The sequence below is a fragment of the Streptomyces sp. NPDC044061 genome, assembly GCF_056434305.1.
Map to the genome: position 1 here is coordinate 1 of NZ_JBWKFL010000096.1, position 12,892 is coordinate 12,892.

Sequence of the window (12,892 nt, forward strand, 5' to 3'; positions counted from 1 at the left end):
GTGGTTTTGGCCGGTTTCACGGCACCCCCCCCCCCCCCCCACCAAACCCTCCCCCCACCCAACCGCGTGGTCCCCCACCAGCCCCCATCCCCCCCCCCCCACGGCTGCGTCGTAAGGCGCCGTCACGCTCGGGCGGTTCGCGTCACACCTGCGGCTGCGGCAGGATGCCGTGCCGCACAAAGTACGCGATGTAGCCGCCGAACACCGTCTCGTCGATGTCCGGGCAGGTGACTCCGGAGCCCTTGAGCAGATCGCGGGTGGCCTCGTCGGAGAACTCGGCGACCTCCACCTTCTCCGACTCCACAAGGATGCTCAGCAGCGGGGCCATGGAGTTGGTGACGTCTGCCGCGACGGCCTTCATCCACTTCAGGATGCTGACCTCCTTGAGGTCGTAGCCGGCGCTGCGCAGCAGCCGCAGGATCGCCTCGGAGTCGAGCGTGCCGGGACTCACCTGGTGGTAGATCCCGCCGGTCCCCGCCGGGTGCTGGGAGGCGGCGACGATCGCGGCGCTGACGTAGTCCACCGGCACCATGTTCATCGCCAACCGGAACTTCCGCGGGTACAAGCCCACCTGGAGCGAGCCCTTGATGAACCGCCACACGAAGTCGTTCGGTTGGCAGGCCCCCGTGCGTGAGTCGCCCCACACCTGACCGGGGCGGTGGACCGTCACGGGCACGCCCCGTCCAAAGGCCTCGAGCACCAGTTGCTCGGCGACCCATTTGCTCTTGGTGTAGCCCAGCGACAGCGCCTCGGGCGGCCCCGTCGGGTCCAGCTCGCCGCGTGGCGCACCGTCCGCCGCGGGCTCGAACACGCCAGTGGTCGAAACATGGTGCAGCGTGGCCTTCGCCGCGCAGGCAAACCGCAGGATCTCGTGGGTCGCCTCCACGGTCGACTTCCGCAGCCACTTGTAGATGGTGAGGAAGTTGACCTTGGCCGCGGAGTGGTAGATCGCGTCCACTCGCCCGGCCACTTCGTCGTACACGCCCTGCGGCATGCCAAGCCGTGGCCGGGTGACGTCGCCGACGTGCACGTGAACGCGGTTCAGGTCGAGATCGTCGAGCAGCTCGTAGGTCCGCAGGTTGTCCTTGAGCCGCTCCAGGGCCGCTTCGGTGTCCGCGCCCCGGACCAGGCAGTGCACCACGAGGCCGTGCCGCAGCAGATCCCTGAGCAGGAACGCCCCAAGAAACCCGGTCGCACCGGTGAGGAACACTTCGGACACGGTCTGTGGGTCGGGTGCCGGAAAACCGGTGATGTCGCCGGCCAGTACGGCATCAGCGGCGAACTCCTCGGCAGCGTCCGTGTGTATCGTCGAAGTCATCGGTAATCTACGGTCCTTCCGGTGGCATTCCGTTTCCGGAGTCGTTCCGTGGACAGCCGTCGACGCGCTAGGCGCCGGCCTCGGCTGTCGCATCGGTGAGCAGGGTCATCGCCTCTTTGACGTCGGCTTCGGTGGCGACGATCGGCGGGAGCAGGCGAATCGTGGTGGGGCGGCTCAGGCACGGCGAGACGACCAGGCCGCCCCGCGCGAGACCGGTCAGTACGTCGCCGGCCAGCTCCGGGGAGCGGAAGTCGATGCCCCACAGCAGGCCACGTCCGCGGGTCTCGGCCACGGCGTCGGGGTATTGCTCCCGGAGGTCGGCCAGGCCCTCTTCCATCGCGGCGGCGATCCTCTCGCCGCCCTCGGCGTGCCGCTCGATCAGGTCCAGCGCCACGGGGATCACCGCGGTGCTCAGGGGGTGGCCGCTGAAAGTGGCAGTGTGGAGCATCGGATCGGCCAGGAGAGGGGCGAAGAGCCGGTCGTTGCCCACCGCGGCCGAGACCGGCAAAACACCGCCACCCAGCGGCTTGCCGAGCAGGACGCAGTCCACGTCAAGCCCGGCCGCCAGTGCCACGGAGCGGGCGCCGCATCGCCGCAGTCCGACCTGGATCTCGTCGGCAATGACGAAAGCGCCGTGCTCGTGGGCGTCGCGGCACCACTGCGCGAGGACGGCCTCGTCCAGGATCCGTACGCCGTTTTCGGCCTGGACCGGCTCGAAGACAACGGCCGCGACCTCGTGCTCGCGTACCACCTTCGCGACGGCATCGGGATCATCCGCACGAACCCGTACAACGCCCTTGAGCAGCGGCTCCAGACCCGCCTTGAAGCGGGGGTTGTCGGTCAGGGCGAGGGCGCCGAGACTCTTTCCGTGGAAGGCGCCCTCGACCGCAATGACGGTCGTGCGGCCCGTGGCCAAGCGGGCGAGCTTGACGGATGCCTCGACGGCGTCGGCACCGCCGCATCCGAAGTAGGCCCGGCCGAGGCCGCGGCCGAGGTACTCGGTGAGTCGCTCCGCGGCCAGCGGGGCGACCGGGGTCTGCACCGAGCGGGTCGAGGCGGGCATCAGGTCCAGCTGGGCACGGACGGCGTCGGCGACTACCGGGTTGCGGTGCCCGAGCATGGTGACGGCGTAGGAGCCGAAGTCCAGCAGGCTCCGGCCGTCCGACAGGGTCACCCGGCAGCCCTCGGCCGAGGCCTCGACGGCCCCCTGGCCGGTGAACTTCCCGGCCACGGCGAGCGCGGGAGAGAAATGGCGCTTCACCCGCCGGAAGGTTGCCCTGGCATCGGCTGTCTGCAGCTGCGTCATGGTTGTCGCCTCCTACACGCTCTGGTTGACGATGCCCTGCTGATAGCCCTGCAGGGCTGTTGCCACAGCCGGGTGGATCATGTCGGCCACCATGGGCAGCCCGACATCGAATTCCACCTTGAGTTCGAGGGCAACGCCCTCAGCGTCCTCGACGACCTGCCAGTAGCCCTCGTAATGAGCGAGGTCACCGTCGGTCTGGCGGAACTCCCAACGCCGCTCGGTGTGGTCCAGGAAGTCCTCCTGTTCCCACTCCATCTCCGTGCCCTTGAGCTCGACGACCCAGCTGCTGATGCGGTGATCTGCGTCCTGGCTGGTGATCGTCACCTCGTTGATCCCCTCCATGAAGTCGGGGAACGCCTCACAGTCAACGAGTACCTTCCACAGCTGCTCGGGGGTGCCAGCGCCCCTGCACGTGTTGTGCGTTGCATGCATGAACATGTCCTTTCGGAGTTACGCGGAATATGCGGTCGACTTGCTGCGGCAGACCCGCCGTTCGGAGCCTGTGTGACTGCTGTGCGCGATCACGCGGAATCCCTCCGGGGAGCGGGGGTTCTCTCCTGCACAAGAGCCGTCAGGCGTTCCAACTCCGAGCGGAGGGCGTGCTGTTGCGACGTCAGTTCCTCCACCCGGACGCGCAGCCGCATGAGTTCGTGACCGTGTGTGCCGGGACCGTCCACGAGATCCGCGTTGCCCGGCCGCTCGAGGGCGGGCTCCGCGACCACCTCGTCGGGGGTCGCCGAGCGGACGTCGCGCGGATCGCGCAGCACCCGCAGGTTGCCCGTACGGCCCTGTGTGCCCGCCTCCCCCGCGGAGGGCCGCCGCACGGTGTCGCGCACAGCGCGCGCTTCGCTCTGCCGTCCGCAGCGCTGCAGCGAGACGATCAACTGGTCGCGGAACCGCTGGCGGAGCGGATGGGACACGACCAGTTCCTCAAGCTGTTCCACGGCCTGGCTGTGCTGTCCGAGCCGCAGCCAAGCGTCGCAGAGGTGTTCCAGCGCCAGCAGCCGCTCCTCCTGGAGCCTCGCGGCGGCGGAGGAGCAGATAGGCCCGCGGGAGCCGCCGTCCAGCGCCGGACCGCGCCATAGTCCGAGTGCCTTGCGCAGCAGCAGCGCCGCCGACTGCGGGTCGGTCTCCAACAGGCGATTGGCCCTGGTCACCTGGAGCCGGAACTGCACGCTGTCGAGCTCGTCGGGCCGTGCCTGCAGCACATAGCCGGGACCGCGTACGACCAGGCGCGGGGCGTTCGCTCGGGAGGGTTCCACCTCGATCAGCTGCTGGCGCAGCCGGGAGACGTGCGCCTGCAGGGCGTTGCCGGCCTTGTCCGGTGCGTTACTTCCCCACAGTTCGTGGATCAGCTCTTCGGTCGGCACCGGAGTCCCCAGGCGAATCAGCAGCACCCCGAGCAGCACCCGCTGCTTCGGACTGGTCAGCTGCACGCTTCGCTGTTTGACGTCGTCGTAGATCCCAGGGGGCCCCAGCACCCGGAACTGCATCGAAACCTCCAACAGTCGTCGCCGCTTGCACCACGCCGCACACCGAGGTGACCACGCACGGCTGCCTGGACGCATGAGTACTCAGGTACTCCAAAGCCACCGGCACGCCCGTCGCCGGCCGGCCCCGGCCACGGCCCGGAGGCGGCGAACGGCGACACCAGGTGAGTAACGGTTACTCATGCCTGCGCGCGCCCGCCGGTGATGGGCTGTCGCCCTGACACCGTGACGAGAGGCAGGGAGCAGCGCCATGACGCGTTGGGACGCCGAGACCGCGGTGGTGGGACTGGGCGCATGGGGAGCAGCGGCCCTGTGGCGCTTGGCGTCCCGGGGCATCGACGTCATCGGGTTCGAACGGTTCACGCCGGGCCACGCGCTGGGATCGTCCTACGGCGGCCTGCGCATGGTTCGCCTCGCCTGCCTGGAACACCCCGGACTGGTGCCGCTGGCCCACAAGTCGAGGGAGCTGTGGTCGGAACTAGCGGACTCCGGACAGGAGAGCCCCTTCATGGCCTCCGGCGGCCTGGTGATCGGGCCGGAGAACGGGCGGGTCACGGGCGGCGCACTCCGCGCGGCCCGCGCGCACGATGTCCCGATCCGCACGTTGACGGCCACCGCGCTGCGCTTCCGGTACCCGCGCCACACCGGCGTGCCCGGCCATCACATGGGGGTGTGGGAGCCGTCTACGAGCCTCGTACGGCCGGACCTCGCGGTGCGGACCGCGGTCGCCCTGGCTCGGAAGGCAGGTGCCCGGGTGTACGCCGACTCCCGTGTCACCCTGGTCGAGCCGGTGCCAGGTGGGGTCCATCTGCACACCGTCCAGCGTTCGATGAAGGTGCGTCACGTAGTGCTGACTGCGGGCAGTGGCCTGCCGGCGCTGCTGCCCGGGCTGCCGCTGCAGACGGTCCGCATGCCTGTCACCTGGTTCCGCCCGCTCGAACCGGACAGTGGCTTCGACCTGACGAGCTTCCCTGCGTTCCTGCGGGAACTGGACGACGGCCGCATCCTGTGCGGCAACGGCGCGGAGGGCGGGCACGACGTCTCTCTCGGCCTGTACGACGGTGGGATTACGGCCAAGCCGATCGACCCCGAAGACACCGACCGTTCGGTCACCTCCGACGACTGGTCGGACCTGGCAAGGCTGCTGCCGGCCAAAGTGCCTGGCCTCGAGCCGCTGCCGGCCAGGGTGGCGGTGAGTACGCAGACCCGCACTCCGGACCGGCTGCCCGTAATCGGCTGTCCCGGCGGCGACCCGCGCGTCATCGTCGCGGGCGGCGACAACGCCCACGGCTTCGACTACGCCCCCGGCGTCGGTGAGACCGTCGCGGACCTTGTCCAGGGCAGCACCCCGAAGATCCCGTTGGAGTTCCTCTCACCCGACCGCTTCAGCTGACCGGATTCTCCCGTCCCGCCGGACGGTCGGCATCCGGTCGACCCCGACGGGACGGTCCACGTCGGCAGTTCAGCTGGCAGCGCTCTCGGCGGCGTGGACGCCGGCGCCCTGCTCGGGCCGCAGGGCCTTACGGCAGATCCGCTCACCGACCCAGGCCACCAGGGTGCGCGGGCGCCGCGGGGTCAGGTGCGCCATGATCGCGTTGCCAAGGCCCGGTGTCACGTACGCGCGGTCCCGGTCAAGCGCCGTCAGCGCCGTCCGGACGACCGGCTCGGGCGTGGTGAAGCTGCCGGCGACCGCGGCGTTGCGGGTGCCGATCACCTCGAAGAACCTGGTCTCGACAGGGCCGGGGCACAGGGCGGTGACGCGGATGCCCCGGCCCCGGTACTCCTGACGCAGAGCGAGCGAGAAGTTGAGGACGAACGTCTTCGAGGCGCTGTAGACCGAGAGATACGGGCTGGGCTGATATCCAGCCGTCGAACCCACGTTGAGAACCGCTCCGGAGCCGCGTTCCAGCATGCCGGGCAGTAGCGCGTGAGTGAGGTCGACAAGTGCGACGACGTTCACCATCAGCATGTCGTGGTCGCGTTCCGGGGTGATCTCCTCGAAACGGCCGGCGGTGCCGAAGCCGGCATTGTTCACCAGCATGTCCACGTGGAGCGACCGGTCGGCGAGTTCGCGGGCAACCAGCCGACCCGCGTGGGGTTGCGAGAGGTCCTGCACCACCACGTGCGTCTTGACACCGTGCACCGTGCTCATCTCCTCGGCGACCGCATCGAGCCGCTCACGGGAACGGGCCACCAGGATGAGGTCATGACCCCGAGCAGCAAGTTGGGAGGCGAATTCCAGGCCCAGTCCGGAGGAAGCGCCCGTGACGAGGGCGGTGGAAGGGACGGTCGGGGCAGTGCTCATGGTTGTTCCCTTTCGGCGTGACGGCTGTCTCCTCGCGCCCCGGGGTAGGGCGTGGCCGACGCGTCGCCGAACTCGTATGGGTCGGTCCGTCGCGTCTTCCGCCCCTCATCCATGAGGCCCAGCGCCACGACACGCTCTGCGGCGAACAGAGCCCCGACGCGTCGGCCACGCCCGCGCTCGCCACGCTAGCGAAGCGGTCGATGTCCCGGCCCGCACCCTGACAGGTCCTGACGTGTCAGCTCTGCCGACGAGCCGCCTGTCATCGACGGACGCCCACCGCAACCTTCAGTGGTGCTCTGAATGACAACAGGCCGAGCATCGGTGGTTCCGCCGCCTCGGCTGCCGGTCGGATATCCGTGAGGCTGCGGGCTGCGGCCCGCAAGGCCACCGCTGCCTCCGTGCGCGCCAATGACGCACCGGGGCAGCGATGACGGCCGACGCCGAAGGCGAGGTGATGTCGGATGTTCGCCCGGTGTGGGCACATGCTCTCCGGGTACGGGAAGATCTCCGGGTCAGATCCGCTGCCCATGAGCATCAGCAACAACTGTGCGCCAGATGGCAGTTGCATCCCGCCCAGTTCAGTGGCCTGCGCTGTGACCCGGCGCCAGGTCGTCACCGGCGACTCACGTCGCAGGACCTCTTCCACCCAGGCCTCGGCCAGGCCTGCTTCCTCAGCCACGCGCCGCCACATGCCGGAATCGGCCGACGCCCTGCGCACCACCGTGGCGATGAGCTGCCCGGTAGTGGACTGCCCGGCAACGAAGACGAAGAAGCACGCGCCGACCGCCGTGTCCACGTCCAGCAGCCTGCCGTCAGGGAGGCGGTGACGAGTCAGCGCCCCGATGAAGGAGTCGGAAGGGGCCGCGTCACCGCGCACGACAGCGATGAGCCACTGATGGAATTCCGACACGAGTTCTGCCAGCTCCACTTGCCGGTCAAGTGCGGGCCTTCCCCAGAACAGCTCCAGTGCAGCGTCGCTCCAACGGATCAAGGTGGCTGGGTCGACGCCCCGGATGCCGAGGAGTTCCATCAGCACCCTGCACGGGAGAGGTTGGGCGAAGGAGGTGAAGAGATCGCAGGAGCCGGTGGATTCGAGCTGCGACCGCACCGTGTCTAGCAGTTCGCCAGCGATGCGCTCGATCACTGGTCCCGCGGCTTTAACACGCTCTGCGTTGAAGAAGCGGGTCACCACACGGCGCAATCCGGGGTGGCTCGCGGTGCCATTGTTGGCGAGCGCGGGAGCCAGGGTGAAGCCAGCTCTGGCGAAGACCCGCAGCACGGCGACGGGCAGCGGGGTGACGGCGTTCTGGGCGTTGTCAGGGAGGAACACGTCCGGATCCAGCAGCACCCGGCGTATGTCCTGGTGGCGGCTGACCAGCCATAGCCCTGAGCCGGAGTCGTAGTGCACGGGAGACTCGGACCGCAGGAGGTCCAGCCAAGGGTAAGGATCGCGAACAAAAGGGTCGCCCAACAGGTCGAGCCGGCCAAGCGCATCACCGCTGCCGGGAAGTTCGGGGCTGGCCGCCGGGCCACGCCCGGCCGCCTCGGTACCAGGCGCGCATGCATCCAGAGCCGGGGAATTCACCGCCGGAAGCTAACACGCAACGAACGCAGTCCCGTCGGTATGTGCGCAGCATCACTCGCAGCCTCCGCCGTCCAATACCTCGAGGCCGACCTATTCGCATGACGGCCACCGCATGCTACGACCACCGCCTCACAGGCAACGGACGCGAGGCCTTCGCACACTGGGTCACCACGCCCCGGGCGCGGAACAGAACCGCTCTCCCCTATCTCCTGACGATCGCCTTCGACGGTCATTTCGACCGCGCCCGCCTGCCGGGCCACGTCGACCACCATCTGACCGTTCACCAGCGACGCCTCAAGACCTTCGAGGCGCACCTCGACGGGGGAGGCATTGACGCCTACAAACGCGCTACCCTCGCCTTCGCAATCCGCTACGAAGAAGCGGTGCTCGCCTGGGTGGACGATCTTCCCACCATCCCCGGACCGACCAATACAGCGCCCGACGGCGAACCAGATGCCGCCACTCACAAACCGAGCAGCCGAAGGGGTCAGCACCGGAACGTTGACCCGAATCGCAACAAGTCCGCATGTGGTTTGCATATGCCATCGCCTCTTACCAGAGGAATTTCGCCTCCCGACTGACAGGCGGCAGCTCAACGACATCGGAACGTTTGACACGGCGAAGACGCAAAGGCATGATCATCCTTGCCACCTGATTGACCGACAGTCGATCGCTGAGCCAGAACTCCGGCAGGCGTGCACCCCTCCACGCAGCGGTGCACGTGTCGCGGAGAGGGACGACGACGGGCCCACCTACGCGCCACCTGCGTAGCTCCCAGCGTCGCCAACGCAGAGATTCTGCCGCCCACCTCGGAGCAAAATCTCGCATAGAGACCCCGTCGCGGCTGACTGACGCGATCAGAACAGTATTGCGATGGAACTCCGACTGCTGCTCACAGTGAGAAGTCATATGGCAACGTTCCGGGGCCATAAGTACGTCAAAAAGGATATTCCTGCTTAGCTATGGCACTCTTCACCATGCGTCGAGTCGCTCCGCGCCTTTATCCAGAACTCGATGACAACGCGCTCGCAAAAGTCTGCAAGCTATTGAAGGACCCATTCTCCCAAAAACTGGTGAGAATGCAGGCGACCGCAGTTGAGAAAGTGATCCACAGCGCTGGCGACAACTGGGACCGACGCACCCATCGCCTCTCGACGTTGGCCACTGCGAGCGCGCATTCAAAGCTGGCGGAGGTATGGCTGAAGGCCCGACCCCAATGCGCAGACGCCTTGCTATTCCATTCTTGGGTCAACCTCATAGCTGGACGCCACAAAGAAAGCGGCTCAAACAGGAACTCCGCGATTGAGCACTGTTACCAAGCAGCCGAAATACGGCCAGAAGATCCTGCACCCTGGATCGTACTGCTCGCAATCCTGCGTGACTTGCGGAGCAGCCATCGCGAGGTAGCCCCCGTTTGGAACCATCTGGTCAGCCTCGACCCTTGGAACCGGGAAGCGCATCTACAGATGCTTGGCTACCTTTCGCCAGCCGAGAGTGGCACCCACGCCATGGTGCTGGACTTCATCGACCAGCAGTGTGCCTTGATGCCCCCCGACGCACCCGCAGCAGGATTGGCGCTGATTGCAGCCGTCAATCGCCATCATGCGAGCACCTCACGCAGCAACCTCGAAGCACTCTTGGCCCATCGATGGTGGCAACAGCCCTCTCATCGCGAACTCTTAGACAAGATCGTCACGCTTTGGCCTAATCCAGGTTTCTTGCATCATGCCGCTACCCTCGCCGACCTCAACGTTCTCGCCTACGCCTTGATCCATGCGAGACGCCTCCCTGAGGCAGCGGAAGTCTTCCGCGCGATAGGTCCAGTGGTCACACCCTGGCCCTGGCGCATCGACGGAGACCCGCTACAGCGCTTCGCCTACTGGCGTAACCGAGCACTTCCCTAAGCTTCCACCGACGACCGTCCGGCGTCAGGGACTTAGCGGCTAAGAGTCATCACGTAATGAGGTGATGCCCACCCGGTGTCTAAACGGCGCCGGCGTGCCTGGGTGGCGTGTCAGCTCCGTGCAGCCGGCTGTTCCGACGTGGGCCTTGTGCCGCTCGTTCGCGGGTCGGGTCTCATTCGGGGTTGGCCTGGTACCGGGTGGTGGGGTTGTGCCGAGCAGAGGCCTGCGGCCGGAAGGATCCGGCGTGGTGGCTGCCGCGTGGGTGCGGCCGCGCTGCGGTTGACTCGACAGGGCTTCTTGCAGCCCTTCATGGAACAAGATCTGTGTATGTTGCGCCTGGACGGTGTCCAGGCGCGCGGTGCTGGGGTCGTGGGGGTCGGTGAGGTGGACGTGGGCGCACAGGGCGCCGGAGACTTTGTCCCGGTCGCCGACGAGCCCGCAGACGGGGCACGTGTGGATGCGGTCGGCGAGGGTTTTGGCGACCCTCTCGCCGCAGAAGCAGGTCTGGGAGAGTTTGGTGGTGAAGGTGGAGGCCCGGAGCATCCGCCCGCCGGTCTTCTCGCACTCCCGGCCGATGGCAGTGATGAGCCGTCCGGGTGTGGTGGCCTGCAGTGCTTTGCCCCACCTGCGGTACCACGTCCTGATATCGCAGTCCTCAACCACGAGGTTCGCGCCGTGTCCGGAGATGATCTCTTCGGCGATGCGGCGGGCGCGGTGGTCTTTTGCCGCAGCCTGCGTGGCGGCGGTTTCGGCGAGCCGGGCCCGGTTGAGCCGGTAGCCGGCCGACAGGCTGTCGCGGTGGTACGCCTGCTTGGGCACCTGGGCCTTGTTCGCTGCCCGCGCCCCGCCGGGAACTGCGACAGCCCGGGCGGGACGGCCTGCGCTCTGGCGGCGGTCGGCGCGGGCTTGTTGGCGTTTCGACGGCTGGTACTGGCCGGGGTTGGCGGCTCGCCGGGAGCGGTCGAGGGCGCGCTTGCGGCCGCGTTCCTTGCGGCGGGCTTTCGCCCGCGCGGCGAGTTCCTCGTCGGACGGCGCTATCCGGGTTGCTTCGATGTCGCCGTCGGCGGGGTCGAAGGTGTTGGGGAAGGAGACGATGGAGAGGTTGGAGACGTTGCCGTCGATCCCTGCGACCCGCTCGAGTGCGCTCGCCGCCTGGCGGCGGGCTTTCGTCGCCGGGGATGCGTAGGCGCCGGTCAGGACCATCAGGTGGGCTTCGTACGCCCATCCGCCCGGCGCGGAGCTGTCCCGGCGACGCACCAGGTCGATCTTGTGCCAGGTGTCGGGGTTGTTCAGGAAGTGCAGCAGGCGCGGCCAGCGACCGGACCCTGACGGCAAGCGGACGGGCAGGACCAGGTCACCACGACGTGAATCGGCGCCGCCGGTGAACACGACGGTCAAAGGTCCGGCGTGGTCCCACCACGTCGCGGCCCGCGTCTTCGGCGTGTTCCTCGCCGTCACCTCGTGCGTCTCGATGCGTCCCACGGGACGCAGAGGCGTGGGCAGGTGCCGTGACTGCTCAAGCACCCCGACCCCTGAAGGAAGCGCGGCGACCTGCTCTGGGGTAGTGACCGTATGGTCGAGGCCGCGGTTGCGGTAGGCGTCCAGGTGTCCGGCGAGTGTGCCGTGCAACCGGAAGGTTTCCCACTTGCGGGCCGTGGTGTGGGAGCGGGCGCGGCCGGGGATGCGGGTGTAATCCCACCACTGGCCCACGCGGGGCCGGCCGTGCCGACGGCCGGAAGAGTCCGGGAACAGATGCCGGCTCACGGAAGTCTCGAAGACCTCGTCTGCCTGGTGCATCACCAGTGCTTTGGTGACGTGATGGGCGAGGTGCCTGGAGTTTTCCATGTGCCGGTAGGCGCGGCGTTCCATCCCTTCCCGGGACAGACCCAGTTGAAGCCGCCACGCTTTCGCGTCCCTCTCGCGTCGGACATCACCCGCCCAGTACGCGTCGACGGCGTCCCGCGCGTCGCGCTGCAGTGCCCGTTTGACGGACCACATCGCCGAGAACAGGTCCTCGGTCCGGTGCCGGATGCCGGGATCGTGGACATGGAGCGGCAGACGAATCACCGCAAGCTCAGTGTCCGCACTCCGCGTCCAACGCTTCCCCTTGTTCTTTCCCCGGTATCGGCGGCCCGAAGGTGCACCGTCGCAGGCGGGAGCGGGTCCAGACAGCTCTGCGTCCATCGCTGACCCACCTCCTTTTGACATCGCAACGACCCGCATCTGTTCGCGGTTTGCCTGGCGCGGCAACCCACGCCAAAGCTACAAGACCCCACTGACAACGGGCTCTCTGGCAACCGCACTTCGGTCTCTACGATGGTCTTCATGCGCCTGCGTCTTGCCCGCTGCACATCGGCTGACCTTCGCGCCCGGACGGGCCTGACCGGGCCGCACATGCAGTATCTCGTCGAGCAGCTGTGGGAAATCAAGTCGGATGCCGGCCGGCGCCGGCCCTGGTCACTAACGTTTCCCGACCGCGTTCTCCTCGTCGTGCTCGCGTACCGGACCAACCTCACCATGCAGCAACTCGGATCCCTTTGCGGCATCTCCCACGCCGCCGCCCACCGGGTCATTACTCGGCTCGCGCAACCGCTCGCCGAGCTCCTCGGACCACCACCAACTGACCGGCGGGAGCCGTGGATTGTCGACGGCACCCTGATCCCCGTCCACGACCAGCAGCGCACAGCGAAGAGCAAGAACTACCGGCGCCGCGTCAACGTGCACATCGTCTGCCGCGCCCGCGACCGGAGAGTCGTCGCCGTGGGAGACGCCTGGCCCGGCAACCGGAACGACATCGTCGTTTTCCGCGAAACCCTCCAGAAAACACTCCCTGACCATCCCCGCCTAACCGGTGACGGCGGCTACCGCGGATGCGACCCCGTCCGCACACCAGGGTCGCGTCGTTCTCGTGATCGGTTCCGTTGCGGCGTGATGTCAGGGTTGCCTGGCTGATGGGGTTGTGTCAGTCGATGCCCAGTGCAGTG

Annotated in this window: 11 protein-coding genes; 4 read left to right on the forward strand and 7 right to left on the reverse strand. The window is 67.7% G+C overall.

Translation table 11 applies throughout. From position 1 onward, the window contains the following. Positions 1–142: 142 nt before the first annotated feature. From AC07CM_RS49015 to AC07CM_RS49030, 4 genes are all read right to left on the reverse strand, one after another. Positions 143–1,318: a thioester reductase domain-containing protein gene (locus AC07CM_RS49015; protein WP_478883075.1), complete on the reverse strand. Its 1,176-nt coding sequence runs from the start codon at positions 1,316–1,318 to the stop codon at positions 143–145. 67 nt (positions 1,319–1,385) lie between these two features. Next, positions 1,386–2,624 carry an aspartate aminotransferase family protein gene (locus tag AC07CM_RS49020; protein ID WP_478883076.1) on the reverse strand — a complete coding sequence of 413 codons (1,239 nt, stop codon included), beginning with the start codon at positions 2,622–2,624 and terminating at the stop codon, positions 1,386–1,388. Positions 2,625–2,636: 12 nt separating this feature from the next. After that, positions 2,637–3,056 (reverse strand): type II toxin-antitoxin system RatA family toxin, encoded by a 420-nt coding sequence (locus tag AC07CM_RS49025; RefSeq protein ID WP_478883077.1) that lies wholly within the window; start codon positions 3,054–3,056, stop codon positions 2,637–2,639. Between the two features lie 89 nt (positions 3,057–3,145). Then, entirely contained in the window at positions 3,146–4,117 is a 972-nt protein-coding gene (locus AC07CM_RS49030; protein ID WP_478883078.1) for an AfsR/SARP family transcriptional regulator, read from the reverse strand. A gap of 247 nt (positions 4,118–4,364) precedes the next feature. Here AC07CM_RS49030 and solA point away from each other — a divergent pair, with 247 nt between their 5' ends. Then, positions 4,365–5,507: an N-methyl-L-tryptophan oxidase gene (gene solA, locus AC07CM_RS49035; protein WP_478883079.1), complete on the forward strand. Its 1,143-nt coding sequence runs from the start codon at positions 4,365–4,367 to the stop codon at positions 5,505–5,507. A 69-nt stretch (positions 5,508–5,576) separates the two neighbouring features. Here the strand turns inward: solA and AC07CM_RS49040 are convergent, their stop codons facing one another. Both AC07CM_RS49040 and AC07CM_RS49045 read right to left on the reverse strand, forming a co-directional pair. After that, positions 5,577–6,419 carry an SDR family NAD(P)-dependent oxidoreductase gene (locus AC07CM_RS49040; RefSeq protein ID WP_478883080.1) on the reverse strand — a complete coding sequence of 281 codons (843 nt, stop codon included), beginning with the start codon at positions 6,417–6,419 and terminating at the stop codon, positions 5,577–5,579. A gap of 259 nt (positions 6,420–6,678) precedes the next feature. Next, positions 6,679–8,004, reverse strand: a complete 1,326-nt coding sequence (locus tag AC07CM_RS49045; RefSeq protein ID WP_478883081.1) for a cytochrome P450 — start codon at positions 8,002–8,004, stop codon at positions 6,679–6,681. A 98-nt stretch (positions 8,005–8,102) separates the two neighbouring features. On the opposite strand from AC07CM_RS49045, the gene AC07CM_RS49050 reads away from it, so the two are divergent. Both AC07CM_RS49050 and AC07CM_RS49055 read left to right on the forward strand, forming a co-directional pair. Beyond that, positions 8,103–8,585: a virulence activator alpha C-terminal domain-containing protein gene (locus AC07CM_RS49050; protein ID WP_478883082.1), complete on the forward strand. Its 483-nt coding sequence runs from the start codon at positions 8,103–8,105 to the stop codon at positions 8,583–8,585. A gap of 381 nt (positions 8,586–8,966) precedes the next feature. Further along, the gene (locus AC07CM_RS49055) at positions 8,967–9,908 is read left to right on the forward strand and encodes a hypothetical protein (protein WP_478883083.1); all 942 of its coding nucleotides are present in this window, start codon (positions 8,967–8,969) and stop codon (positions 9,906–9,908) included. A 39-nt stretch (positions 9,909–9,947) separates the two neighbouring features. Here AC07CM_RS49055 and AC07CM_RS49060 read toward each other — a convergent pair whose 3' ends face one another. Next, on the reverse strand, positions 9,948–11,975 hold the full coding sequence (locus AC07CM_RS49060; RefSeq protein ID WP_478883084.1) for a zinc ribbon domain-containing protein: 2,028 nt from the start codon (positions 11,973–11,975) through the stop codon (positions 9,948–9,950). A 258-nt stretch (positions 11,976–12,233) separates the two neighbouring features. Between AC07CM_RS49060 and AC07CM_RS49065 the strand changes: the two genes are divergently transcribed. Then, a complete protein-coding gene (locus AC07CM_RS49065; protein ID WP_478883085.1) occupies positions 12,234–12,860 on the forward strand; it encodes a transposase in 627 nt (208 codons plus the stop codon). The last annotated feature ends 32 nt before the right edge of the window (positions 12,861–12,892 follow it).

Bases quoted from the DNA above. Each gene is read 5' to 3' on its own strand.
- AC07CM_RS49040 (WP_478883080.1), bottom strand. From the start codon at position 6,419: ATGAGCACTGCCCCGACCGTCCCTTCCACCGCCCTCGTCACGGGCGCT.
- AC07CM_RS49065 (WP_478883085.1), top strand. From the start codon at position 12,234: ATGCGCCTGCGTCTTGCCCGCTGCACATCGGCTGACCTTCGCGCCCGG.
- AC07CM_RS49015 (WP_478883075.1), bottom strand. From the start codon at position 1,318: ATGACTTCGACGATACACACGGACGCTGCCGAGGAGTTCGCCGCTGAT.
- AC07CM_RS49050 (WP_478883082.1), top strand. From the start codon at position 8,103: ATGACGGCCACCGCATGCTACGACCACCGCCTCACAGGCAACGGACGC.
- solA (WP_478883079.1), top strand. From the start codon at position 4,365: ATGACGCGTTGGGACGCCGAGACCGCGGTGGTGGGACTGGGCGCATGG.
- AC07CM_RS49030 (WP_478883078.1), bottom strand. From the start codon at position 4,117: ATGCAGTTCCGGGTGCTGGGGCCCCCTGGGATCTACGACGACGTCAAA.
- AC07CM_RS49020 (WP_478883076.1), bottom strand. From the start codon at position 2,624: ATGACGCAGCTGCAGACAGCCGATGCCAGGGCAACCTTCCGGCGGGTG.
- AC07CM_RS49055 (WP_478883083.1), top strand. From the start codon at position 8,967: ATGGCACTCTTCACCATGCGTCGAGTCGCTCCGCGCCTTTATCCAGAA.
- AC07CM_RS49025 (WP_478883077.1), bottom strand. From the start codon at position 3,056: ATGCATGCAACGCACAACACGTGCAGGGGCGCTGGCACCCCCGAGCAG.